Annotated in this window: 23 protein-coding genes and 1 pseudogene; 14 read left to right on the top strand and 10 right to left on the bottom strand. The window is 63.6% G+C overall.

Going from position 1 to position 21,640, the window contains the following annotated elements:
- Positions 1–119 precede the first annotated feature (119 nt).
- The gene (locus KBX18_RS08860; RefSeq protein WP_255995701.1) at positions 120–350 is read left to right on the top strand and encodes a putative glycolipid-binding domain-containing protein; all 231 of its coding nucleotides are present in this window, start codon (positions 120–122) and stop codon (positions 348–350) included.
- A gap of 31 nt (positions 351–381) precedes the next feature.
- Positions 382–825 carry an alternative ribosome rescue aminoacyl-tRNA hydrolase ArfB gene (gene arfB / locus KBX18_RS08865; RefSeq protein WP_255995702.1) on the top strand — a complete coding sequence of 148 codons (444 nt, stop codon included), beginning with the start codon at positions 382–384 and terminating at the stop codon, positions 823–825.
- 54 nt (positions 826–879) lie between these two features.
- Here arfB and KBX18_RS08870 read toward each other — a convergent pair whose 3' ends face one another.
- A complete protein-coding gene (locus KBX18_RS08870) occupies positions 880–1,140 on the bottom strand; it encodes a HigA family addiction module antitoxin (protein WP_040424570.1) in 261 nt (86 codons plus the stop codon).
- A 34-nt stretch (positions 1,141–1,174) separates the two neighbouring features.
- A complete protein-coding gene (locus KBX18_RS08875; protein ID WP_255995703.1) occupies positions 1,175–1,456 on the bottom strand; it encodes a type II toxin-antitoxin system RelE/ParE family toxin in 282 nt (93 codons plus the stop codon).
- A gap of 121 nt (positions 1,457–1,577) precedes the next feature.
- Between KBX18_RS08875 and KBX18_RS11835 the strand changes: the two are divergent.
- Positions 1,578–1,823, top strand: a pseudogene (locus KBX18_RS11835) (alkane 1-monooxygenase); the annotation flags it as partial.
- 46 nt (positions 1,824–1,869) lie between these two features.
- Here KBX18_RS11835 and KBX18_RS08885 read toward each other — a convergent pair.
- Positions 1,870–2,259, bottom strand: coding sequence for a heavy metal-responsive transcriptional regulator (locus KBX18_RS08885; protein WP_005290994.1), 390 nt, complete (start codon positions 2,257–2,259; stop codon positions 1,870–1,872).
- 98 nt (positions 2,260–2,357) lie between these two features.
- Here KBX18_RS08885 and merA point away from each other — a divergent pair, with 98 nt between their 5' ends.
- The 3 genes from merA to KBX18_RS08900 all read left to right on the top strand — a co-directional run bounded on the left by merA (position 2,358) and on the right by KBX18_RS08900 (position 4,708).
- Entirely contained in the window at positions 2,358–3,779 is a 1,422-nt protein-coding gene (gene merA, locus KBX18_RS08890; RefSeq protein ID WP_255995704.1) for a mercury(II) reductase, read from the top strand.
- Positions 3,776–4,126, top strand: a complete 351-nt coding sequence (locus tag KBX18_RS08895; RefSeq protein WP_005293255.1) for a hypothetical protein — start codon at positions 3,776–3,778, stop codon at positions 4,124–4,126. The genes merA and KBX18_RS08895 overlap by 4 nt, the downstream gene beginning before the upstream one ends.
- 192 nt (positions 4,127–4,318) lie before the next feature.
- Positions 4,319–4,708 (top strand): peptide chain release factor I, encoded by a 390-nt coding sequence (locus tag KBX18_RS08900; RefSeq protein ID WP_255995705.1) that lies wholly within the window; start codon positions 4,319–4,321, stop codon positions 4,706–4,708.
- 3 nt (positions 4,709–4,711) lie between these two features.
- On the opposite strand, the gene ychF is transcribed toward KBX18_RS08900, so the two are convergent.
- Together ychF and KBX18_RS08910 are read right to left on the bottom strand one after the other, a co-directional pair.
- Positions 4,712–5,797, bottom strand: a complete 1,086-nt coding sequence (gene ychF, locus KBX18_RS08905) for a redox-regulated ATPase YchF (protein WP_255995706.1) — start codon at positions 5,795–5,797, stop codon at positions 4,712–4,714.
- 143 nt (positions 5,798–5,940) lie between these two features.
- On the bottom strand, positions 5,941–7,554 hold the full coding sequence (locus KBX18_RS08910; RefSeq protein ID WP_255995707.1) for a metallophosphoesterase family protein: 1,614 nt from the start codon (positions 7,552–7,554) through the stop codon (positions 5,941–5,943).
- 41 nt (positions 7,555–7,595) lie between these two features.
- Here KBX18_RS08910 and KBX18_RS08915 point away from each other — a divergent pair, with 41 nt between their 5' ends.
- The 3 genes from KBX18_RS08915 to KBX18_RS08925 are packed head-to-tail and all read left to right on the top strand — an operon-like array spanning position 7,596 to position 11,126.
- On the top strand, positions 7,596–9,167 hold the full coding sequence (locus tag KBX18_RS08915; RefSeq protein WP_370687240.1) for an AI-2E family transporter: 1,572 nt from the start codon (positions 7,596–7,598) through the stop codon (positions 9,165–9,167).
- A gap of 21 nt (positions 9,168–9,188) precedes the next feature.
- Entirely contained in the window at positions 9,189–10,280 is a 1,092-nt protein-coding gene (locus KBX18_RS08920) for a DNA recombination protein RmuC (RefSeq protein WP_255995708.1), read from the top strand.
- Positions 10,281–10,319: 39 nt separating this feature from the next.
- The gene (locus KBX18_RS08925) at positions 10,320–11,126 is read left to right on the top strand and encodes a DUF6542 domain-containing protein (protein WP_255995709.1); all 807 of its coding nucleotides are present in this window, start codon (positions 10,320–10,322) and stop codon (positions 11,124–11,126) included.
- Positions 11,127–11,132: 6 nt separating this feature from the next.
- Here KBX18_RS08925 and KBX18_RS08930 read toward each other — a convergent pair whose 3' ends face one another.
- Positions 11,133–12,092, bottom strand: coding sequence for a 4-hydroxy-3-methylbut-2-enyl diphosphate reductase (locus KBX18_RS08930; RefSeq protein WP_255995710.1), 960 nt, complete (start codon positions 12,090–12,092; stop codon positions 11,133–11,135).
- 71 nt (positions 12,093–12,163) lie between these two features.
- Here KBX18_RS08930 and xseA point away from each other — a divergent pair, with 71 nt between their 5' ends.
- Positions 12,164–13,414 carry an exodeoxyribonuclease VII large subunit gene (gene xseA, locus KBX18_RS08935; RefSeq protein WP_370686976.1) on the top strand — a complete coding sequence of 417 codons (1,251 nt, stop codon included), beginning with the start codon at positions 12,164–12,166 and terminating at the stop codon, positions 13,412–13,414.
- Positions 13,415–13,441: 27 nt separating this feature from the next.
- On the top strand, positions 13,442–13,708 hold the full coding sequence (locus tag KBX18_RS08940) for an exodeoxyribonuclease VII small subunit (protein WP_255995712.1): 267 nt from the start codon (positions 13,442–13,444) through the stop codon (positions 13,706–13,708).
- Between the two features lie 318 nt (positions 13,709–14,026).
- Here the strand turns inward: KBX18_RS08940 and KBX18_RS08945 are convergent, their stop codons facing one another.
- Positions 14,027–14,584 (bottom strand): DUF4245 domain-containing protein, encoded by a 558-nt coding sequence (locus KBX18_RS08945; protein WP_255995714.1) that lies wholly within the window; start codon positions 14,582–14,584, stop codon positions 14,027–14,029.
- A 118-nt stretch (positions 14,585–14,702) separates the two neighbouring features.
- Between KBX18_RS08945 and glpX the strand changes: the two genes are divergently transcribed.
- The 3 genes from glpX to KBX18_RS08960 all read left to right on the top strand — a co-directional run bounded on the left by glpX (position 14,703) and on the right by KBX18_RS08960 (position 18,944).
- On the top strand, positions 14,703–15,710 hold the full coding sequence (gene glpX, locus KBX18_RS08950; protein ID WP_255995715.1) for a class II fructose-bisphosphatase: 1,008 nt from the start codon (positions 14,703–14,705) through the stop codon (positions 15,708–15,710).
- Between the two features lie 196 nt (positions 15,711–15,906).
- The gene (locus KBX18_RS08955) at positions 15,907–17,304 is read left to right on the top strand and encodes a class II fumarate hydratase (RefSeq protein WP_255995716.1); all 1,398 of its coding nucleotides are present in this window, start codon (positions 15,907–15,909) and stop codon (positions 17,302–17,304) included.
- 77 nt (positions 17,305–17,381) lie between these two features.
- Entirely contained in the window at positions 17,382–18,944 is a 1,563-nt protein-coding gene (locus tag KBX18_RS08960) for an MDR family MFS transporter (RefSeq protein WP_255995718.1), read from the top strand.
- Positions 18,945–18,954: 10 nt separating this feature from the next.
- Here KBX18_RS08960 and KBX18_RS08965 read toward each other — a convergent pair whose 3' ends face one another.
- From KBX18_RS08965 to KBX18_RS08975, 3 genes are all read right to left on the bottom strand, one after another.
- Positions 18,955–19,506: a GNAT family N-acetyltransferase gene (locus tag KBX18_RS08965; RefSeq protein ID WP_255995752.1), complete on the bottom strand. Its 552-nt coding sequence runs from the start codon at positions 19,504–19,506 to the stop codon at positions 18,955–18,957.
- A 78-nt stretch (positions 19,507–19,584) separates the two neighbouring features.
- A complete protein-coding gene (locus KBX18_RS08970; RefSeq protein ID WP_005291089.1) occupies positions 19,585–20,928 on the bottom strand; it encodes a PhoH family protein in 1,344 nt (447 codons plus the stop codon).
- A 128-nt stretch (positions 20,929–21,056) separates the two neighbouring features.
- The gene (locus KBX18_RS08975) at positions 21,057–21,614 is read right to left on the bottom strand and encodes an LGFP repeat-containing protein (protein ID WP_005291091.1); all 558 of its coding nucleotides are present in this window, start codon (positions 21,612–21,614) and stop codon (positions 21,057–21,059) included.
- Between the last annotated feature and the right edge of the window lie 26 nt (positions 21,615–21,640).

Consider the following 21,640-nt stretch of genomic DNA (forward strand, 5'->3'; position numbering starts at 1 on the left):
ACCTTATTCAAGCCCGATTTACACAGCCTGATCAGCAGATACACTGAAAATCAGACACACATTCTGCTACTTAACCCGCACTCGATCGCGATCTCGGTCTGTGCCCTCTCACCAACACAATGCCTATTCGTCGCTTGACGCTGCTTGAGACTCAGGTTCCGAAAACGCAGCTGATCATGGCTTGGATTGATATACCGTCCCTCCAGGTGATCGCATCAGACCAGTACTACCGCTCCGTCGATGCTGAAACTGTCCGATACAAAAGCAGAACACGGGGAGTCGACGTCGAGTTGGAGGTCGACGGTGACGGAGTGGTCGTACACTACCCTGATCTCGCACGGCGGGTCTGATCCGGAAACAACTCTAACTAAGCTGGGCGGTATGAACGACCTGACCATCGCACCCGGCCCGGGCATCCCCGGCGGCCTCGTCATCGCCGCCGCGGATCTGACGGAGCGGTTCGCGAAGGCGTCGGGCCCGGGCGGCCAGGGCGTCAACACGACGGACAGCAAAGTGCAGCTCTCCATCGATATCGCGGAATGCGCATCGCTTTCCGACGCCCAACGCCGCCGCGCCCTGCGCAACCTAGAACACCGCCTGGACGGCACGGTGCTCACCGTGAGCGCGTCGACGCAGCGGTCTCAGGTCCGCAACCGTGCTGAGGCGCGCGAGCGCATGGCCACCCTATTGCGGGAGGCGCTCGCCCCGCCGCCTCCCCCGCGGCGGAAGACGAAGCCGACGCGCGGCTCGGTGCGACGCCGTCTCGAAGCGAAAAAGCGGCGCTCGGAACTCAAGTCCACGCGACGGCGGCCCCAAATTCCCTAGTTCGAATCATCCGCGTGCATATCCTCACGCTGACGGACCTGGTTCGGGTAACCGCTACGCCGAGACAGCGTGAACCGGCTGAATTCGCTCGATCTCGGCGAGGATTTTGTCTTCTGCCACATCCAGGTCGTACTGGGTCTGCAACCCGAGCCAGAACTGGGGGCTCATCTCGAAAAACTTCGCTAGACGAAGAGCAGTGTCCGCGGTTACAGCGCGCTTACCGTGAACAATTTCGTTGATCCGGCGGGGCGGAACGCCGATGGAGACGGCGAGCTTGTGCTGGGTGATCCCCATTTCCTTGAGAAAGTCCTCCATGAGGATCTCACCGGGGTGAACCGGAGGGAGCTTGTCAGTGGTAGTCAACGATCTCAACCTCCTCTGGCCCCGCGGCGGACCACCGAAAACAGATCCGCCACTGGTCGTTGATTCGTATGCTGAACTGACCCCGCCGATCACCTTTTAACGCCTCGAGCCGGTTTCCCGGGGGAATCCGTAACTCATCAAGAGTCTGCGCGTACCCAAGCTGGCGAAGCTTGCGCAGCGCTACTGAGTGAATGCGGGAATCGATCGAGCGAACCCGCTCTCGATCCCACAGACGCTCAGTGTCCTTGTCAGCGAACGACTGGATCATGCTTCACCCTATCCCCCATAACGCGAAGCGTCAATAACGCTACACGTTAAATTTGAACTCCACGGTATGTCGTTGCAAAGTTACTCCCTCTCGTTAACACCATCAAAAGGAGTGTTATCCAATGAAAGCGTTCGGCTTCTTAAGCTTCGGGCATTACGCCTTCGGCAGCTAGTGCGGGCCATCTGCGGAAAAGATCGCCAAGACTCGTCTGGAGATCACCCAGGCTGCGGACGAAATCGGCGTGAACAACGCGTCCTTCCGAGTCCACCACTTCGCGCTGCAGGCCTCCGCCCCGATGCCGCTGCTGTGTGCTATCGCGGCCACCACCAAAATCATCGAGGTGGGCACCGGCGGCATCGACATGCGCTAGCGCATATCGGGGTTGTAGCGTTTGAGTCATTGACTCCCGCCGTCTACAAGTACCTACACACTTGATCGGTGCTGCACGTTTCAGGATCCGGGTGCGCGGCGTCCTGGCTAAGGTCCGCGATAGTGTCGCGCAGCACGGAGAGCTGCGCGATCTGCTGCTCGATCTCAGCGAGGCGCACGTCAAGCAGGTCGCGCACGTGCTCGCAGGGCGCATGGCCGCCGTCGCGGATGTCGAGGATCTGGCGGATCTGGGCGAGGGTGAGGCCCGCGGCCTGGCCGCGGTGGATGAAGTCGATCCGAGCGACCGTCTCGGGCGCGTAGTCGCGGTATCCGGACGGCGTGCGCTCGGTCGGGGGCAGAAGGCCCTGTTCCTCGTAGAAGCGAAGGGTCTTCGCGGTAGTGCCCGCCCTCTCGGCGAGTTCTCCGATCCACATTGCTGTCTCCCTCCGTGGCCGCGCTTGACCTTCCCCTGCACTGGAAGGTCCAGTATGGTTGAGACAGAGCAGAAAGCCAAGAGTTGACAGGAGCAGCGATGCCTACGAAGTACGATCTCGCCATCATCGGATCGGGAGGCGGCGCGTTCGCCGCTGCGATCCGCGCCAGCACGCTCGGGAAGTCGGTGGTGATGATCGAGCGCGGGACGCTCGGCGGCACCTGCGTGAACACGGGCTGCGTCCCGTCGAAGGCGCTCATTGCCGCGGCCGGCGCGCGGCACGTCGCGGTCGACGCCGCAACCCGGTTCCCCGGGATCGCGACGACGGCGGATCCCGTCGACATGCCCGCGCTGATCGCTGGGAAGCAAGCGTTGGTGGAGTCGCTGCGCGGCGAGAAGTACGCCGACGTCGCCGACTCCTACGGCTGGCAGGTCCTCCGCGGCGACGCCTCGTTCGTGGGCACCCCTGATGCGCCGGTTCTCGATGTTGCCGGATCCGACGGAAGCGTCGAGACCATCGAGGCCCACCACTACCTGGTCGCGACTGGTTCTCGCCCGTGGGCACCGCCGATCGACGGCCTGGAGGAGACCGGATACCTGACCTCGACCACGGCGATGGAGCTGACGGAGGTCCCCGAGTCGCTGCTGGTGCTCGGCGGCGGCTACGTCGCCCTGGAGCAGGCGCAGCTGTTCGCCCGCCTCGGCTCGCAGGTCACGCTGCTCGTGCGGTCCCGGCTCGCCTCGAAGGAGGAGCCGGAGGTGTCGAAGGCGCTCCAGGAGGTGTTCGCCGACGAGGGCATCCGCGTCGTCAGCCGCGCAGTGCCCACCCGGGTCTCCCGCGCCACGGGAGGCGAGGCCGTCGTGACCGCCGCCTTGTCCGGCGGCTCGCAGGAGTTCCGCGCCGACCAGGTCCTGGTCGCCCTCGGACGCCGTCCCGTCACCGATGGCCTGAACCTCGATGCGGTCGGGGTGAATACCGGAGACTCCGGCGAGGTGGTCGTCTCCGACCGGCTGCAGTCCTCGAACCCGCGGGTCTGGGCCGCGGGCGACGTGACCGGGCACCCCGAGTTCGTCTACGTCGCCGCCCACCACGGCACCCTCGTCGCCGAGAACGCGTTCGCCGACGCCGACCGGTCCGTCGACTACGCCCGCCTGCCGCGGGTGACGTTCACCGGGCCCGCGATCGGCGCGGTCGGGATGACCGAGAAGGACGTCCTCGCCGCGGGGATCCGCTGCGACTGCCGCGTCCTGCCCCTGCACCACGTGCCCCGCGCCTTGGTGAACCGCGACACCCGCGGGTTCATCAAGATCGTCGTGAACGCCGAGACGAACGAGATCCTCGGCCTGACCGCCGTCGCCAAGGACGCCGGGGAGCTCGCCGCCGCAGGCGTCCACGTGCTCGGCAGGACCGTCGCCGAGGTCGCCAACGCCTGGGCCCCCTACCTGACCATGGCCGAGGGCATCCGGATCGCCGCGAAGGCCTTCACCACCGACCCGTCGCTGCTGTCGTGCTGCGCATGAACGGCAACGCAGGCAATCGGGGAGATCTCATCCTGAAGCAGACGATGAGCGCCGATCAGGACCGCGACGAATGGCGCGCCGGTCCCGTCGTCGCTGCAGTGACCGGGCTGCTCTTGCTGGCATGCTGCGCGCTTCCGTCGCTGCTCTGCTGCGGCCTGCCGTTCATCGCGGCGGGCGGAGCACTCGCAGGCGTCGGTGGGCTCCTCGGTAATCCCTGGATCATCGGTGCCGGGACCGCCGTCGTGATGGCCGTCATGGCGGGGATGCTCGTCAGGCTACGGCGGCGGCACCGGCGCCGCAGGTCCGGCTGCTGCGAAAATCCTTCGACCGCTGATCGGAACCGGTAGTTCGAGCGGATCCAGCGATCACTGCCACCTGCGGAGGCCGCTGAAATCGAAGCCCGACGGGAGAAGGAGGAGCAAAAAGCGTTCGAATCAACCGGTGACGAGGATAATACTGAGGCTGGATCCCGGCCGTCGCGACGCGGTCTCCGCTTCCGCCGAGACGAGAAAGGGTTGTGGGCACCTAGGCTGGGCGGCATGAACGACCTGACCATAGCGCCCGGCCCGGGGATCCCCGACGGTGCGGTCATCGCCGCCGATCTCGCGGAGCATTTCGCGAAATCGTCGACTCCAGGCGGCCAGGGCGTCAACACGACGGACGGCAAAGTCCAGCTTTCCATCGATGTCGCCGAATGCGCATCGCTTACCGACGCCCAGCGTCACCGTATCTCGCGCAACCTCGAGCACCGCCTAGACGGCTCCGTCTTTACCGTGACTGCGTCGACTCAGCGGTCTGTGTTTCGCTCCTGGTCCTCTCGCTTGCACCTGCGACACAGCCTCGTGCCCCCGGGCCGTAGCGTTCGGGGGAGCACAATAGCCCCAGTCCTCATCACGTCCCGGGATCAAAGAGTTCATCGCAGAGGTTAAGCACTACACGTTGAACTTGAACTCCACCACGTCACCATCGGCCATGACGTAGTCCTTGCCCTCCTGGCGGACCTTGCCCTTCGCGCGGGCCTCGGCCATGGAGCCGAGTTCGTCGAGGTCATCGAAGGCCACGATCTCAGCCTTGATGAAGCCCTTCTCAAAGTCAGTGTGGATCACACCGGCGGCCTTCGGAGCAGTGTCGCCCTTGTGGATCGTCCAGGCGCGGGACTCCTTCGGACCAGCAGTCAGGTAGGTCTGCAGGCCGAGGGTTTCAAAGCCGGCGCGCGCGAGCGTCGACAAGCCTGGCTCGTCCTGGCCGACGGCGGCGAGGAGCTCTGCGGCGTCTTCGTCGTCAAGCTCAAGGAGCTCGGTCTCAGTCTGCGCGTCGAGGAACACAGCTTCAGCAGGTGCGACGAGTTCGCGCAGCTCGGCCTTCTTCGCGTCGTCGGTGAGCACGCCCTCGTCGGAGTTGAACACGTAGAGGAACGGCTTCGCGGTCATCAGGTGCAAGTCGCGCACGAGCGCGAGGTCAATCTCGCCTGACTTGGAGGCGGCGAACAGCGTCCGGTCGGACTCCAGGATCTCTTGTGCCTTTTTAGCCTCCTCGGCCTGGGCAGCGATGTCCTTGTCTTTGCGGCCGTCCTTCTCCAGGCGTGGCAGGGCTTTCTCAATCGTCTGCAGGTCGGCCAGGATGAGCTCGGTGTTGATCACTGAGATGTCGCTGGCTGGGTCGACGTGGCCGTCGACGTGGATGACGTTGTCGTCAGCAAATGCGCGAACCACCTGACAGATTGCGTCCGCCTCGCGGATGTTGGCGAGGAAGGCGTTGCCCATGCCCTCGCCCTCGGACGCGCCTTTGACAATGCCGGCGATATCTACAAAGGACACCGTCGCCGGAAGGATCTCCGCGGACTCGAAGATTTCCGCGAGGCGGTCCAGGCGCTTGTCCGGCAGCGGCACTAAGCCGACGTTGGGTTCAATGGTGGCAAACGGGTAGTTCGCCGCCAGGACCTCGTTGCGGGTCAGCGCGTTGAACAGGGTGGATTTGCCCACATTAGGCAGGCCGACGATTCCAAGAGTAAGGCTCACGCTGGCCAATCATAACGTACGCCCCGGCTGCCAGTTCAGACTGGGCCGGGGCGCGGCCAGCCGCAGGCTAGCGCGGCTATGGTTACAGCTCGAGGCCGAATTGACGGGCAATGCCGCCCGCCTGCCGAGCAAGCGGAACCGCCCTAGCTATTGCGCTGGGAAGAGCCAGAAGAACCGGAGGAGCCAGAAGAACCGAAGGAGCTGCGATTGCCTTCGCCACCACCGGGTTGTGCAGGGGCTGCGCCGCTGCGGTCGATGGTGAACTCGTCGACAACCGAGTTGTCGGCGACGTTGTGCGTACGCACGGTGAGCGTATTCTTGCTCACCTCAATGTTGGCGTAATCCGGGTTGTAGTCTTGGCGCCACACGGCGATCTCCGGGATGGCAAAGTCCTTACCGTAAGTCTGCGAGACATCCGTGAACTCCTTGCGCTTCTTGCCGTCGCGGGTGTGGAAGTCGTAGTATTTGCCGCCGCCTGCGGTCGTGGTTGTCATGTAGACGGTCTCATTAGCCTTCGGGCGCAGCACGTCGCCGGGCTTCGGCGTGTCTTCCGGGATGACGGGCTCGGTGCCGTTCATCAGGTGGCTGCGGTTGTACATGTGGTCGTGGCCGTTGAGCACCAGGTCCACACCGGTTTCGGAGAACACCGGCGCAAGGCCTTCGCGCATCTGCGTGATCTCTTTCTCGTGGTAGCGGCCACCGTGGGAGTACGGAGCGTGGTGCATGACCACGATGGTCCAATCCTTGTCCGCGCCGTGGGCAGCGGTAGTCTCGCGCACGAACTGAGACTGCTTTTCGATCGCCCGTTTGCGCTTCGAGTCGATCGGCTCGGAGTACTTGTTTCCCGTTTCGTTAGAGTCCAAAACGATGAACAGGGCATTGTTGCGCTCGAAGAAATAGTTCGCGTCACCCGGCTTCGCGTTTGGCAGGTTCCCGTGCTCTTTGAAGTGCTTATCGACGATAGACGTGGGCAACAGCTCGTGATTGCCCTTCGCCATAGCGAGCGGGTAGGACTGCAGCTCTTCAGCGGTAAAGAACGCCTCCCACTGTTTGATCGGGTCACCCCACCCCTCAGCTTGGTCACCGGCGTGGACGATGAACTGGGAGTCCGGGTAGGCGCCGGTGGCTTGGCGGACCGCAGTGCGCCACGCTTCAGCCTGCTCGTCCACTTTGAGGTTCACACCGATCTGCGCGTCGGACAAGGTGAGGAAGTTCCAGCTGTCTCCTGCCGGCTGGGTGCGGAAAGTCGCCGCTTCGCTCCAGCCTCCCTGCTCGGAACCGAGCTGGTAGGTGTACTCGGTGCCCGGCTGCAGACCGGTGACGGTGGCGTGGTTGGCGCGGTAGGCGATGGCGCCGAAGTCAGCCTCCGTAGCGGCCACTTCGTTCACCGCCTCAGGGGCGTCAGTCGGGTAGTACTTCACAAACTCCTGGCCGTTGTAAGCGGTGCGCCAGGAGAAGTTCATGTCGGTGGCAGTAGCACCGACATGCACGTGGCTGGAAGAAATCGGCCCACCAGCGGCTTGGCTGGACAAACCCGGCTGGCTGGACTGGGCAAGAGCTTCCGGAACGGTGGTGACTGTCAGGGCGAGCGCGAGGGACATCGCGGCTGCGGTCACTTTCAGGGAACGGGCGGGAGTCAGCGACATGGGAGGCCTTTCAGCAAACAGGCGCGGCACGGGAAGAGCAGCGTTCGCAGGCAAGGTATCACGGACGGGGTGTGGTTGCTGGGTGAGCGGGAACGAATCGTCGATAAGCATTGCTTAGCGGGGCTGCTAGTGCTTCGGGCACAATAGTCTCCGTGACTGAAACGACGAAGGGTGGCGAGGACGCGGGCGCCGCCATGGCCTCCGGTTCCGCGCAAAAGCTCGCGGAGGAGGTCAAAGCCTCCGATAAAGCTAACGCCGGCGACAAGAAATCCCACGAATACGACAACCGCGTCGACCGCGCGGTGGTGTTCAACTCGTGGATGAAATCGACCGCGCTGTTCTCGCTGCGGATGGTGGCCATCTTCATCCTCATCGGCGCGCTGGCGTACCTGGTGGGCAAATTCTGGGCCGGCATCCTGCCGATCGTGCTCGCACTGATCGTGTGCACCGTGCTCGAACCCGTGACAAGCTTCCTGCGCAAACACGGCCTCCCCGGTGCGTTGTCGGCGCTGATATCGATGCTGCTGGCGCTGGCTGTGCTGGTGTTCTTCGTGTCGATGATCCTGCCGGACATCATCACAAACTCCCGCGTCCTTGCCATCCAGGCTGGGCAAGGGCTGCAAAGCCTGGCGCTATGGCTGCAGAACCAGGATTCGCTGCCGTTCAGTGTGGATGCGGAGCAGATCAACGAAGTCGTCCAAGACTCGATCACCTGGGTGCAAAACCGCGCCGGCGCGATCGCAGGCGGCATTTTCTCCGGTATCAGCACGGCGACGTCGATGATGATCACCTTCGTCGTTGTCGTGGTCCTCACCTTCTTCTTTCTTAACGACGGCCCCAAGTTCCTCCCCTGGGTCCGCTCCGCCACCGGCGGCCGCGCCGGACTGCACGCCACCGAGCTGCTCACCCGCATCTGGAACACGCTGTGCGGATACATTCGCGCCCAGGCGGTCGTCTCGTTTATCGACGCTGTCTGCATCGGCGTCGGCCTGTGGGCGGTCGGCGTGCCCATGGCGTTCACCCTTGCGGTGATCACGTTCATGGCAGGCTTCATCCCGCTCGTCGGCGCAATTGTCGCTGGGGCGCTTGCCGTCATCATCGCGCTCGTTTCGCTCGGGTTCACCGAGGCGCTCATCGTCCTGGGCATCGTCATCGCCGTCCAGCAGCTCGAAGGCAACGTGCTCTCCCCGCTGCTGCAGTCCCGCGCGATGAACCTGCACCCCGTCGTGGTGTTGGTTTCCGTCACCGTCGGCGGCGGTCTTTTCGGCCTTGTCGGCGCGTTCCTAGCTGTTCCCGCCGCCGCGACCGTTGCCGTAATCTTCCGCTACATGCAGGACATGCTCCAGCTCCACGCCGGCGAAGTCAGCGCAAGCGACCTCGAGTTCGCCACCGACGTGGGCAAGGCGCTCGCCGAAGCAGAAGAGCAAGAAAGCGCGGCGCAACGCGACGAGCTCATCGACAACCATGTCTGGAAAGCGCCGAGCATTGACGACGAGCCCGACGCACCCACCCCCTCCCCCGGCTCAACGCTCGTGCGCCAGTGGAACAAGGTGGCCGCCCGACGCCGCTCCGACAAAGCAATGGACAAGACGGCGGACACGACAGAGGACAAGACCGCCTCAGCGAAGACCGGCGGCGACGGCGCGAACGGCTCAGCACGGAAAACTCGCCGTTTCGAACTTCCGTTCGGTACATCCAAGGGTGGCGGCGAGGACATGTCCTAACCGTATGCAAGGGTGAGACACATGAGTTCTGTGTCCCCAGCGCTGACTTTCACCCTTGTCTTCCTCGCGTTCATTCTCGGGCTGCTTGCCGGTGCGGCCGCGATGCACCTATTGCGCCGCCCCGCATCCCCGCCTTCCCAGCCGCCGCGGCAGGATGTGCGGCGGGAGTTGGAGCCGTTGGAGAGGGCCGTCGATAAGCTCGCGGCGCAGTTGCGTGACATGGATGAAGATCGCGCTGTCGCCCACTCAGCGCTCGCCGGGCAGGTGCAGGCCGTGACGCGTGCGAGTTCGCGGCTGAGCGATCGCACGGATCAGCTGGTCAACGCGCTGCGCTCACCGAACACGCGCGGGCGTTGGGGCGAGATGCAGCTCGAACGTGTCGTGGAGCTCGGCGGCATGGTCAAGTACTGCGACTTCGATGTGCAGCAAGCAGCGCGTATCGACGGTCAGCTGCTCCGCCCCGACATGATCATCCGGTTAAGCCGCGGCCGCAACATCGTGGTGGATGCGAAAGTGCCGTTCAGCGCCTACCTCGACGCGCTCAACACGGAGGATCCCGAGGAGAAAGCCGGCTATCTGCGCAGGCACAGCCACCTACTGCGGCAGCACGTGGCAACACTCGGGCAGAAAGCGTACGTCGAGGCTTTCGCGCCGACGCCCGAGTTCGTGGTCATGTTCATCCCCGCCGACCCCTTCCTCGACGCAGCGCTCGAGCAAGATCCACAGTTGCTTGACGACGCATTTGCGCGAGGCGTTGTCATCGCCACCCCCTCCACCCTGTTCGCGTTGTTGCGCACCGTCGGGCTGGGATGGCAGCAAGAAGACATCAACGCGAAGGCGGCCGAGGTGCAGCGGCTCGGTGCGCAGCTGTACACGCGGTTGGGGACCATGGCGGAGCACTACAACCGCGTCGGCGGCTCGTTGGATAAGGCCGTCGAGGCGTTCAATGCCACGCTCGGGTCAATGGACGCCCGCGTCATGGTCACCGCACGCCGGCTGAAAGACCTCGACTTGCCCGGGCGTACGACTAGTGAACCCACCGAACTCCGTGCGGTGACTGCCCGGGCACGCACCGCCAACGGGGAAGAAAGTTCGCACTCCCACGTCGAGTAAAAGCTGTCCGCGCGCGGCGGCACGGTAACATCACACAACGTGTCGCATGCAACGTCCCGATCCTCAACGCAGTCAGACCCGGCAATGCCCGGTTTCTCGACGGGATCCGGCGTGGGCATCATCATCGCGGCCCTTGTCACTGGCGGCCTACTGTCCGTCTACAACGAAGCAATCGGGTGGCCGTTCCTAGCGCTGTTCGCGGTGGCCTCCTTGGTCGTGGTCACGTTTGTCAACCCGCGCGGGCTGTTTCTCATCGTTGCGTCCATCCCGCTGCTGTACACATTGTTTTTGTTGGTAACGGGCACCCTCAACGCGTACTTCCAACTGCCGGAAGGCCAAACATCGCTGGGACGCACCTCTGCCCTGCTCATTTTGTATCCGCTGGTGCAGTTCTTCCCCGTGATGGCAATGGTGACCCTCGGTGCGCTGGTCATCGCGTTGTTGCGCTACCAGCTGCTGAAAAGGCACAACGAAGAGATCCGCCAGCAGGAACAGCGCCAGCGCAGGCAGGCTTCCGAATCGAATCGTCGTACCCAACGTGAGGCGACACGCTTCCGTGAACGGACCACCACGCCGGGCAAGGTCACCGTTGAAGAGCTACTGGCACGAAGCAACGAGCCCTCCGCTTCTAGGCGTCCCGCCCAACGTCTCGCGCCCAGCAACGCACGTTCGAAGGGCCGAGACGAACCCGTGCAGCGCAGCAATGCTCGACGCTCGGACGGGCGTGATCTCCGTCGCGTCAGCGCGCAAGACGGCCGCGACAGTGCATGGGACAGCCGAGATGGCGGCCGCGGATCATCTCGGCGGGTCAGCCACCGTCTCCGCGAAGACCTCTACGACGACTAGCCGCCACTACCCCGCCTGGCGCGGCGGGCGCAGGTCGCGCGGCAGCGCGAAGGTGATGGTCTCGGTGGTCGTGGTGACCTGCTCGACGTTGTCGTAGCCACGCTCGGCGAGGTATTCCACGACTTCACGGACAAGGATCTCGGGCACGGATGCGCCGGAGGTGACACCGACCGTCGTCACACCGTCGAACCAGGCGTCGTCGATCTGGTGCGCGTAGTCAATGAGGTGAGCGTCGTTCGTGCCGTTCTGCAGTGCGACCTCGACAAGGCGCTTCGAGTTGGAGGAGTTCTGCGACCCGACGACGATCATCAGCTCGCATTTCTCCGCGATCGCCTTCACCGCGACCTGGCGGTTCTGGGTGGCGTAGCAAATATCGTCGCTCGGCGGATCTTCCAGATTCGGGTACTTCTTGCGCAGCAGAGCGACGATCTCCATGGTCTCGTCGACCGACAGCGTGGTCTGCGACAACCACACCAGCTTCTGGCCCTCCGGGAACTGAGGGGCGGCGTCGACGCCCTCGACACCGTCTACCAGGTGCACCACGTCTGGCGCCTCGCCAGCGGTACCTTCGACCTCTTCGTGGCCTTCATGGCCGACGAGGAGAATGTGGTAGCCGTCGCGGGCGAAGCGCTTGACCTCATTGTGGACCTTGGTCACCAGCGGGCAGGACGCGTCGAGAGCAATGAGCTGTCGCTGCTGTGCCGATTCGCGCACGGCCGGTGAAACGCCGTGTGCAGAGAAGACAACGTGCGCGCCCTCAGGCACTTCATCGGTCTCCTCGACGAAGATGACACCGCGCTTGGACAGCGTCTCCACGACGTACTTGTTGTGCACGATCTCTTTGCGCACGTAAATGGGGGCGCCGTACTTCTCCAGCGCCTTTTCCACCGTCTCCACTGCACGGTCAACACCAGCGCAGTACCCGCGAGGGGCGGCGAGAAGGACGTTTTTTCCGGTGCTCGTCATGTGCCCAAGGGTAATGGATGTGCGGGCGAAAAGGTAAGCTGGTCCCGCACAACGGAAGGGGGCTGATGCCCATGGCGGGCGCACAACCGCCGAAGAGCACGCCGGAGGCGCCGTGGTCCGTCTCGCAGGTCAATGACAGCGTCAAGCAGTGGATTGAGCGTTTGGGTTGGCTGTGGATTGAGGGTCAGCTCACGCAGATCAATGTGAAGCCGTCGTGGCGGTTTTCCTACCTGACGCTGCGTGACACGCAGAAAGAGATGAGCATTCAGCTCACTGCGGACACGAAGATGGTGCGCTCGCTCGACGCCCCGCTTAACGACGGCGACCGCGTCATCGTCCTCGGCAAACCCGCCTTCTACGCCGGACGCGGTTCCTTTTCTTTGTGGGTCACCGAGATCCGCCACGTCGGCGAGGGTGAGCTGCTGGCGAAGATCGAGCAGCTGCGCAAGACGTTGGCTGCTGAGGGGCTGTTCGATCCGGCGCGGAAGAAGCCTCTGCCGTTCCTGCCGCGCCGCGTCGGGCTGATCACCGGCCGCGGATCTGCCGCCGAGCGCGACGTGCTGTCGGTGGCGAAAGACCGCTGGCCGGCGGTGGACTTCCGCGTGATCAACACCCCGGTTCAAGGTGCCGGCACCGTCCCGCAGGTCGTGGAGGCGCTGCGCACTCTCGACGAAGACGAGACTGTCGACGTGATCATCATCGCCCGCGGCGGCGGCTCCGTCGAGGACCTGCTCCCCTTCTCCGAGGAGTCGCTGCAGCGTGCGGTCGCGGAGGCGTCGACGCCGGTCGTCTCAGCGATTGGCCACGAGCCGGATAATCCAGTCTTGGACAATGTCGCTGACCTGCGCGCGGCTACCCCCACCGATGCCGCGAAGCGTGTGGTTCCGGATGTCGTCGCTGAACGCCAGATGCTTGACGACGCCCGCTCCCGCCTCTCCTCCGCCCTGCGCTCCTGGGTCAGGCGCGAACGCCACGGCCTGAGCCAGGTGCGTTCCCGCCCCGCTATGGCGAACCCCCTGACCCAGGTGACGTTGCGCCGCGAGGAACTCGACCGCGCCACCGCAGCCATCCGCCGCGACATCACACGCCTGCTCAAGCAGGAGACCGCCGAGGTCAAGGCCTTGCGTGCACAGGTGTCCGCCCTCGGTCCAGCCGCAACACTCGCCCGCGGCTACGCGGTGGTCCAGGTCCAGCCGCGCGACGGCAGCGAGCCGGAAGTGGTGACCAGCATCGCCCAGGCTCCGCCCGGCTCGCAGCTACGCATCCGAGTTGGTGACGGTTCCATCACCGCAGCCAGCATGGCCGCCACACCCGCCGAATAACAGCTACGCACCCAAGGAGAACCCACCATGGCAGATAACACTTTCGGCCAAGGCACCCCGAACGCCGACGCAATCCCGGACCCGTCCTCCCTGACCTACGAGCAGGCGCGCGATGAACTGGTTGAAACCGTGAAGATTCTCGAGCTCGGCCAGATGAGCCTCGACGAATCCCTGAAGTACTGGGAGCGCGGTGAAGCCCTAGCCAAGCGCTGCGAAGTGCTTCTCGACGGCGCCGAGAAACGCATCGAACAAGCCCTCCAACAGAGCTCCGACGATGAGGAACAGGCAGAGTAAAGCCGCCTTCATCCGGCCCAGCCGCCTCATCCGGCCCAGCCGCCTCATCCGGCCCAGCTGCCTCATCCAGCCCAGCTGACTCATCGCGTAGCCTCCCTAACCCTCCTTACCCCTCCCCTAACCCGATTAGCTAGAAACAGACGACTAGAACGTCCGAAAATCAGGCCCGAAAGGATCATTCCAGTCGTTTGTTTCTAGCTAATCGCGGACTGGGCCGGGCGGAGCTAGGGCCGGGCGGAGCTAGGGCCGGTTGGCGCTGGGGCCGGTTGGCGCTGGGGCCGGTTGGCGCTGGGGCCGGTTGGCGCTGGGGCCGGTGGGTTACAGCGGCTCGGAAGCGGCGAACGCTTCAATGAGTTCGCGGAATTCGGCATCGGGGGCGGCGCCGGTGACCAGCAAGCGGACATCGTCAAGGTCAACGACCCACAGATCACGCACATCTTTGGCATCCGAGGTGTAGACGGTCGCCGGAAAGTCCGCGACGGTCTCTTCGCGGGAGTGTTCGCGGTACTTCCCGTCGGCTTGCGCTGCCTCATCGGCCGGCACACCGGTTTGGGTCACTTGCAAAAAGCCTTCTCCGGGGGTGACCCAGCCGGCGACGGGGGCGGGGGTGCCGTCGATAAGCGTGCGGCGTGCTGAGTTATTCGTCCACCCCTCCGGCATCTGAGGGAAACGCACCGGGAATTCGGCCGCCCGGGCCTCCATCTCCATGAACGTGCGGCCGTCGACCTCATGTACTGGGCCGTTTTCCGGGCGGCCCGGGTTGAACTCGCACATCCCAGTGAACGCCACCGACAGGATCATGAGCGCAGCAATGAGCACGACATTGATCGCCATGTCCCTGCCGTCCTGGAAAATCCGCGGTTTCTCATCAGCCACGCCTGCAAGTATCGCATGCCCGTTCCGCCCCACCCCAATTGCTCCGGAGCAGCAGGAAAAATGCCACAATAGGCTAATACACGTATCGATCTGCAACTGCCCCAGGAGGCACAAACCAATGGGTAACCCCGTCGAAGCACCCGACCGCAATCTAGCGATGGAACTCGTTCGCGTCACGGAGGCCGCCGCCCTAGCCTCCGGCCGCTGGGTCGGCCGCGGCAAGAAGAACGAAGGCGACGGAGCCGCTGTCGACGCGATGCGCAAGATGATCAACTCCGTGAACATGGACGGCATCATCGTCATCGGCGAAGGTGAGAAGGACGAAGCACCGATGCTGTTTAACGGTGAGCGCGTGGGCAACGGCCAGGGTGCCGAGCTCGACATCGCAGTCGACCCTGTTGACGGAACCCGCCTGATGGCCGAGGGTCGCCCGAACTCCATCTCCGTCATCGCGGCCGCTGAGCGCGGCACCATGTACGACCCGGCCGATGCGTTCTACATGAACAAGATCGCCGTCGGCCCCGAGGCAGCAGGCAAGATCGACATCACGGCGCCGGTGGCGCACAACATCGAGGTCGTTGCGAAGGCGAAGGGCATTGAGCCGCGCGACGTTACTGTTGTTGTCCTCGACCGCCCGCGCCACGCCGAGCTCGTCGCCGACATCCGCGCCGCTGGTGCGAAGGTCCGCTTCATCATGGACGGCGACGTCGCTGGGGCCATCGCTGCCGCGCGCAATAACAACTCCATCGACATCGCCATGGGTGTCGGCGGCACCCCGGAGGGCGTCATCACTGCCTGCGCGCTGAAGTGCCTCGAGGGTGAAATCCAGGGCATGCTCGCCCCGCAGTCCGACGAAGAACGTGAAAAGGTCGTCGCAGCCGGCCACGATCTGACCCGCGTCTTGGGCATCAACGACCTGGTCAGCTCCGACAACTGCTACTTCTCCGCCACCGGCGTGACCAACGGCGACATGCTGCGCGGTGTCTCCTACCGCGCCAACGGCGCTACCACCCGTTCCTTGGCGATGCGCTCCAAGTCCGGAACCGTCCGCCTCGTCGAATCCCAGCACCAGCTGGCCAAGCTGCGCGAATACTCCGTTGTGGACTACTCCGGTCCGAACAACTAAGCTCCGCGCTTTACGACGAAACCTCCCACTTAGGCCGCCCGGTATCACTGGGCGGTTTTCTTATGCAAAAACGACTAACGCGGCCGATCGACGTATCCCCTATTCGGTCTCCTCGGATCGGCAAATCAGGAATAATGGCGGATGTCAGGAGCGGCGCTACCCGCGCCGGAACACGTTCCAACCGCAAAGGATGATTATGGCTGATCAGGAATACCGCATCGAGCACGACACCATGGGTGAAGTGAAGGTGCCCGTGAACGCGCTGTGGCGTGCACAGACCCAGCGTGCCGTGGAGAACTTCCCCATCTCCGGCCGTGGGCTCGAGGCGCAGCAGATCCGCGCACTCGGCCTGCTCAAGGCTGCGTGTGCGCAGGTGAACAAGGACCTGGGCAACCTGGACGCCGAGAAGGCCGATGCCATTATCGCCGCCGCGAAGGAAATCGCTGACGGCCAGCACGACGACGAGTTCCCGATCGACGTTTTCCAGACCGGTTCCGGTACCTCGTCCAACATGAACACCAATGAGGTCATCGCGTCGATCGCGAAGGCGAACGGTGTGGAGGTTCACCCGAACGATGACGTGAACATGGGTCAGTCCTCCAACGACACCTTCCCCACCGCGACCCACGTCGCCGCGACCGAGGCAGCTGCGAACGACCTCATCCCGGCGCTGCAGGTGCTGCACGAGTCCCTGGACAAGAAGGCCAACGAGTGGAAGGAAGTGGTCAAGTCCGGCCGCACCCACCTCATGGACGCCACCCCGGTCACCCTGGGTCAGGAGTTCTCCGGCTACGCCCGCCAGATCGAGCTGGGCATTGAGCGCGTGCGCAACACCCTGGAGCATCTCGGTGAGCTGGCCATCGGCGGCACCGCTGTGGGCACCGGCATCAACACTCCGGCTGAGTTCGGCGGCAAGGTCACCGAGGAGCTGAAGAAGCTCACTGGTGTTGAGCAGCTGTCCGAGGCCAAGAACCACTTCGAGGCGCAGGCCAACCGCGACGGTCTGGTCGAATTCTCGGGCGCGATGCGTTCTGTGGCTGTCTCCCTGTACAAGATCGCCAATGACATCCGCTTGATGGGTTCCGGCCCGCTCGCCGGCCTCGCCGAGATTCACCTGCCGGACCTGCAGCCGGGTTCGTCCATCATGCCGGGCAAGGTCAACCCGGTGCTGTGCGAGACCGCTACCCAGGTCTCTGCGCAGGTCATCGGTAACGATGCAGCTGTTGCGTTCGCCGGCACCCAGGGCCAGTTCGAGCTCAACGTGTTCATCCCGGTCATGGCGCGCAACGTTCTCGAGTCCGCGCGTCTGCTGGCGAACACCTCCCGTCAGTTCGCCACCAAGCTTGTCGACGGTATCGAGCCCAGCGAGGAGCGCATGCGCACCCTCGCAGAGTCCTCTCCGTCGATCGTGACCCCGTTGAACTCTGCAATCGGTTACGAAAATGCCGCCAAGATTGCCAAGCACGCGGTCAAGGAAGGCATCACCATCCGCCAGGCCACCATCGACCTGGGCTTCATCGGCGACGACCTCTCCGAAGAAGAGATGGACAAGCGCCTCGACGTGCTGTCGATGGCGAACACCGACCGCAACTAGCTGCCACGGTTTAAGGCTCAGCGTGCTCGCTCGCTGGGCCTTCTTTCATGTCGTTTTTCAGGTGTAGTCTTCGATGCGTGACGGAAACTCAACACGATCAGCACACTGAAGAACACGAGCAGGAAGCCGGCAAACCGAACGTCGGGCTGGTGTTCGCTGCGCTTCTGACGACGATGCTCATGAGCTCGCTGGGGCAGATGATCTTCTCTACTGCCCTGCCGACGATCGTCGGCGAGCTCGGTGGTGTGGAGCACATGAGCTGGGTGATCTCGGCGTTCATGGTGACCATGACCATTGCGCTGCCTGTCTTCGGCAAGCTTGGCGACGGCCTGGGCCGCAAATGGTTCTACATCGGCTGCATCGGGCTGTTTGTCATCGGGTCGACCATCGGCGGTTTCGCCCACACGATGGAGTTGCTCATCATCGGCCGCGCGGTCCAGGGCTTCGGTGCGGGCGGCATGATGATCAATTCGCAGTCGATCATCGCGGAAGTCGTTCCGGCGCGCGAGCGCGGCAAGTACATGGGCGTTATGGGCGCGGTGTTCGGCATCTCCTCGGTGCTGGGGCCTGTTCTCGGCGGCTGGTTCACCGATGGTCCCGGCTGGCGCTGGGGATTGTGGATGAACATCCCGCTGGGCATTTTGGCCATGACGATCTCCGCGATCGTGTTGAAGCTGTCCAAGGGCGACAGGGAGAACTTCCGCTTCGACTGGTTCGGTGCGGTGTTGCTGGCGATTGCGACGACGTGCCTCATCCTGGCGACGACGTGGGGCGGGCTGCAGTACCCGTGGGGCTCCCCGACCATCCTCGGGCTGCTCGCGGCGGCGGTCGTCGTGGGCGCAATCTTCGTCTTCGTGGAGCTGCGGGCGGGCGACCCGCTCGTGCCGATGCACCTGTTCGACAACCGCAACATGGCTCTCACCACCGCAGCCAGCGTTGTTCTAGGTGTGTCCATGACCGGCGTCATGGCCTACCTGCCGACGTACCTGCAAATGGTCCACTCCATGTCGCCGACGGCGGCGGGCCTGATGATGATCCCGATGGTCGGCGGCATGCTGCTCACCTCCATCGGAGTCGGCGCGCTGATCTCGCGGACGGGCCAGTACAAGATTTTCCCGATCGTCGGCATGGGCATTGTGGCTCTCGGGTGCTTCTTGTTGTCGAGGTTGACGGCGGAGACGTCGTTAAGCGTGCTCGGCATCTACATCTTCATTTACGGCTTCGGGCTGGGCATGGTGATGCAGGTGCTCATCCTCATCGTGCAGAACTCTTTCCCCATCCGCGTGGTGGGCACCGCGACGGCGGCGAACAACTTCTTCCGCCAGATCGGTATGTCCGTCGGCGCGTCTGTGGTGGGCACCATATTCATCCACAACACGCAAAACAACATGGAAGAACGGCTGCCAGGTGCACTGCAGCAGCTCGGTCCGGAAGCCGCGAAGTACACCGAAGGGTTCGACCCCAACGCGCTCACGCCGGAAATCATGGACCAGCTACCCGGCCCTATTCATGACGCGATCGCATCGAGCTACAACGACGGCCTGACGCCGGTGTTCTTGCTGCTCATTCCGCTCGTGCTCGTCGCGATGGCCCTGCTGTTCCCTGTTGAGCAGGTGAAACTGAAGGAAACCGTCGAGTAGCTATTGCCAGCTAGTGCTTGCCCGGCTTGGGCAGCAGCAGCTCATAAATGTCGGTGTCGCGCCAGGTGCCGGCCAGCTCGCCGTATGTCATCAGCGCCATCTGGTGGTAGGTGCCCACCTTCACAAACCCGCGAGACTCGTGCAGCCCCGCCGAGCCGGTGTTTTCCGGGAAGATCCACGAGTGGATGGACCATTTGTTCAGCCCAATGCACGTCTCGATGAGCTTGTCCAGCAGGGCACCAGAAACGCCACGGCCTTTCGCGTCATCGTGAATGTAGATCGAGTCCTCCACAACACCGTGGAACACGCTGCGTGTCGACGCCTGCGCCGCAGCAACCCAGCCAAGCACACGGTCATCATCATGCTTTTCGACGGCGACAAACACCGTCTCAATGATCTTGTTCGTAGCGAACTTCTGCCACGTCGGCCCATTCTGTTCGTACGAAGCATGGCCAGTGCCTAGGCCTGCTTCGTAGATGTCGCGGACCTGCGGGTAGTCCTCCGGCCGGATGGGGCGGATTGTGAAATCGCGTTCGGACTCGGGAATCGGCATGGCGACCATCGTACAAGTCACTCCCACAGCACGAAAACCGCGCCGCAGACGCAGGTTAGCGCCCTGCGGCGTGGCTGAGCCCACGGGTTAGGCGTGGTCCTCGAGGAGGTCTGTCACCAGCTCCGCGATCGGAGAACGCTCCGAGCGCGTCAGGGTCACATGCCCGAAGAGGTCCTGGCCCTTGAGCTTTTCAATGACAGCCTGAACACCGTCGTGGCGGCCCACGCGCAGGTTGTCGCGCTGGGCGACATCGTGGGTGAGCACCACGCGGGAGCCGCGACCGAGTCGGGACAGGACAGTCAGGAGCACGTTGCGTTCGAGGGACTGGGCCTCGTCGACGATGACGAATGCGTCATGCAGCGAGCGGCCGCGGATGTGCGTCAACGGCAGCACCTCGACGAGATCGCGCGCTGCGACTTCCTCGAGCACGTTATCGGACACGACGCCCTCGAGGGTGTCGTAGACCGCCTGGGCCCAGGGGTTCATCTTCTCCATCTCGTCGCCCGGCAGGTAGCCCAAGTTCTGGCCGCCGACGGCGTAGAGCGGACGGAAGACGATGATCCGCTTGTGCTCCCCGCGCTCCAGGACAGACTCCAGGCCGGCGCACAGTGCCAGCGCCGACTTACCGGTGCCGGCGCGACCGCCGATGGAGACGATGCCGACGGAATCGTCGAGAAGCAGATCGAGCGCGACCCGCTGCTCAGCGGAACGGCCGGACAGACCGAACGCGTCGATATCGCCGCGCACGAGCTTGACCCCGCCCGAAGGTGCAACACGGGCCAGCGCCGACTTGTTGCCGGCGTTGAGCGTCAGGCCGCAGTGGACCGGAAGCTCACCGGTGTCGATGGCGCAGAAGCCGGTGGCATAAAGCTCGTCGATCTCTTCCCCGGAGACCTCGAGCTCAGCCATGCCGGTGTACCCGGTCAGAACGACATCCTGTGCGCGGTACTCCTGCGCAGGTAAACCAACAGCGCCGGCCTTGACGCGCAGCGGCACGTCCTTAGTCACCAAAACAGTGTCCCTACCTTCCTGCATGAAGTTGTAGGCGCAGGCGAGGATGCGGTTGTCATTCTCCCCGCCGCGCAGGGCGGACGGCAGGTTGTCTTGAGACTGGTGGTTGAGTTCCACGTGCAGCATGCCACCGTCAAGGTTGACGGGCATGGGCTGGTCGAGCCGGTCGTAGTCGGCGCGCAGGTCTTCCAAAAAGCGAAGAGCTTGGCGGGCGAACCAGCCAAGCTCTGGGTGATGGCGCTTCTGCTCGAGCTCCGTGATGACCACGAGCGGCAGAACCACGTTGTGTTCCGCGAACTTTTTCAACGCCCACGGATCAGACAGAAGGACTGACGTGTCGATCACGTAGGTTCTCAAGGCGGTGTGCGCCGTGAGCTGCTCAGGTGCGGAGTCGATCTGGGTAACAGAAGGGTCAAACATGCAATTGCTCCCCTAGTGCGGTTGTCGGGTAGCCAGGACCGTGCTTCGCGGTACCTGACACCTGCCACACTAGGGGAGCAAAGTGGAAATTACATCGATGTAAGGTGAATTTCCGGTTACAGCGTCAACTAGCTGATCTTCGCGGTGAACTCGCCGTTCTCCTCGAGCCACTCGATGGTGCCGTTCTGGAATTCCTGGATCCAGCCGTTGTCGTCGGAGCGCTTCTCCTCAGGCGCGGTCGGCAGGCCGACCTCTGCGTCCAAGCCACCCTCTTCCTTCCAGGTCTTAGAGATCTCGCCGACGACCGGCACAGCGCCCGTCTCCTCGGAGTAAACGATGTTCTTCTCAGCGTCGTACTCGATCAGAGTGGTGCCGTCCTCGCGGGACTCAACGTTGAACGGGTCGCCCCAGTTGCCGCCGCTGTGCTCCTCAGCAGCTTCCTGTGCGGCAGCCGGAACCAGAACAGACTCGCCGTCCTGAGTGGTGATCTCGACGGTCTCGCCGTCCTCACCCTCGCCCTCAGCGTCGGTCTCCTCGGTCACGGTCTCGACATTGGTCTCGGTTGCCTCGACCTCTTCGACGTTGCCGTCAGCGTTGTCAGCATCGTCGGAGCAAGCAGCAAGGCTGGTGGCCAGTGCGAGAGCTGCGACGGAAGCGCCGAGCTTACGGTTAATCTTGATGTTCATAATATGAAGTCCTTTCATAAGCTAAC

The sequence above is a fragment of the Corynebacterium sp. CCUG 69979 genome (genome assembly GCF_024454095.1).
Lineage (GTDB): Bacteria > Actinomycetota > Actinomycetes > Mycobacteriales > Mycobacteriaceae > Corynebacterium > Corynebacterium genitalium.

What these genes read in the sequence shown, in the direction of transcription:
- merA (WP_255995704.1), top strand. Translation starts at nt 2,358, where the DNA reads ATGCCTACGAAGTACGATCTCGCCATCATCGGATCGGGAGGCGGCGCG.
- KBX18_RS08920 (WP_255995708.1), top strand. Translation starts at nt 9,189, where the DNA reads ATGAGTTCTGTGTCCCCAGCGCTGACTTTCACCCTTGTCTTCCTCGCG.
- KBX18_RS08955 (WP_255995716.1), top strand. Translation starts at nt 15,907, where the DNA reads ATGGCTGATCAGGAATACCGCATCGAGCACGACACCATGGGTGAAGTG.
- KBX18_RS08860 (WP_255995701.1), top strand. Translation starts at nt 120, where the DNA reads ATGCCTATTCGTCGCTTGACGCTGCTTGAGACTCAGGTTCCGAAAACG.
- KBX18_RS08895 (WP_005293255.1), top strand. Translation starts at nt 3,776, where the DNA reads ATGAACGGCAACGCAGGCAATCGGGGAGATCTCATCCTGAAGCAGACG.
- KBX18_RS08900 (WP_255995705.1), top strand. Translation starts at nt 4,319, where the DNA reads ATGAACGACCTGACCATAGCGCCCGGCCCGGGGATCCCCGACGGTGCG.
- arfB (WP_255995702.1), top strand. Translation starts at nt 382, where the DNA reads ATGAACGACCTGACCATCGCACCCGGCCCGGGCATCCCCGGCGGCCTC.
- KBX18_RS08875 (WP_255995703.1), bottom strand. Translation starts at nt 1,456, where the DNA reads ATGATCCAGTCGTTCGCTGACAAGGACACTGAGCGTCTGTGGGATCGA.
- KBX18_RS08885 (WP_005290994.1), bottom strand. Translation starts at nt 2,259, where the DNA reads ATGTGGATCGGAGAACTCGCCGAGAGGGCGGGCACTACCGCGAAGACC.
- glpX (WP_255995715.1), top strand. Translation starts at nt 14,703, where the DNA reads ATGGGTAACCCCGTCGAAGCACCCGACCGCAATCTAGCGATGGAACTC.
- KBX18_RS08930 (WP_255995710.1), bottom strand. Translation starts at nt 12,092, where the DNA reads ATGACGAGCACCGGAAAAAACGTCCTTCTCGCCGCCCCTCGCGGGTAC.
- KBX18_RS08870 (WP_040424570.1), bottom strand. Translation starts at nt 1,140, where the DNA reads ATGGAGGACTTTCTCAAGGAAATGGGGATCACCCAGCACAAGCTCGCC.
- KBX18_RS08965 (WP_255995752.1), bottom strand. Translation starts at nt 19,506, where the DNA reads ATGGTCGCCATGCCGATTCCCGAGTCCGAACGCGATTTCACAATCCGC.
- KBX18_RS08975 (WP_005291091.1), bottom strand. Translation starts at nt 21,614, where the DNA reads ATGAACATCAAGATTAACCGTAAGCTCGGCGCTTCCGTCGCAGCTCTC.
- KBX18_RS08970 (WP_005291089.1), bottom strand. Translation starts at nt 20,928, where the DNA reads ATGTTTGACCCTTCTGTTACCCAGATCGACTCCGCACCTGAGCAGCTC.
- xseA (WP_370686976.1), top strand. Translation starts at nt 12,164, where the DNA reads ATGGCGGGCGCACAACCGCCGAAGAGCACGCCGGAGGCGCCGTGGTCC.
- KBX18_RS08910 (WP_255995707.1), bottom strand. Translation starts at nt 7,554, where the DNA reads ATGCTTATCGACGATTCGTTCCCGCTCACCCAGCAACCACACCCCGTC.
- KBX18_RS08940 (WP_255995712.1), top strand. Translation starts at nt 13,442, where the DNA reads ATGGCAGATAACACTTTCGGCCAAGGCACCCCGAACGCCGACGCAATC.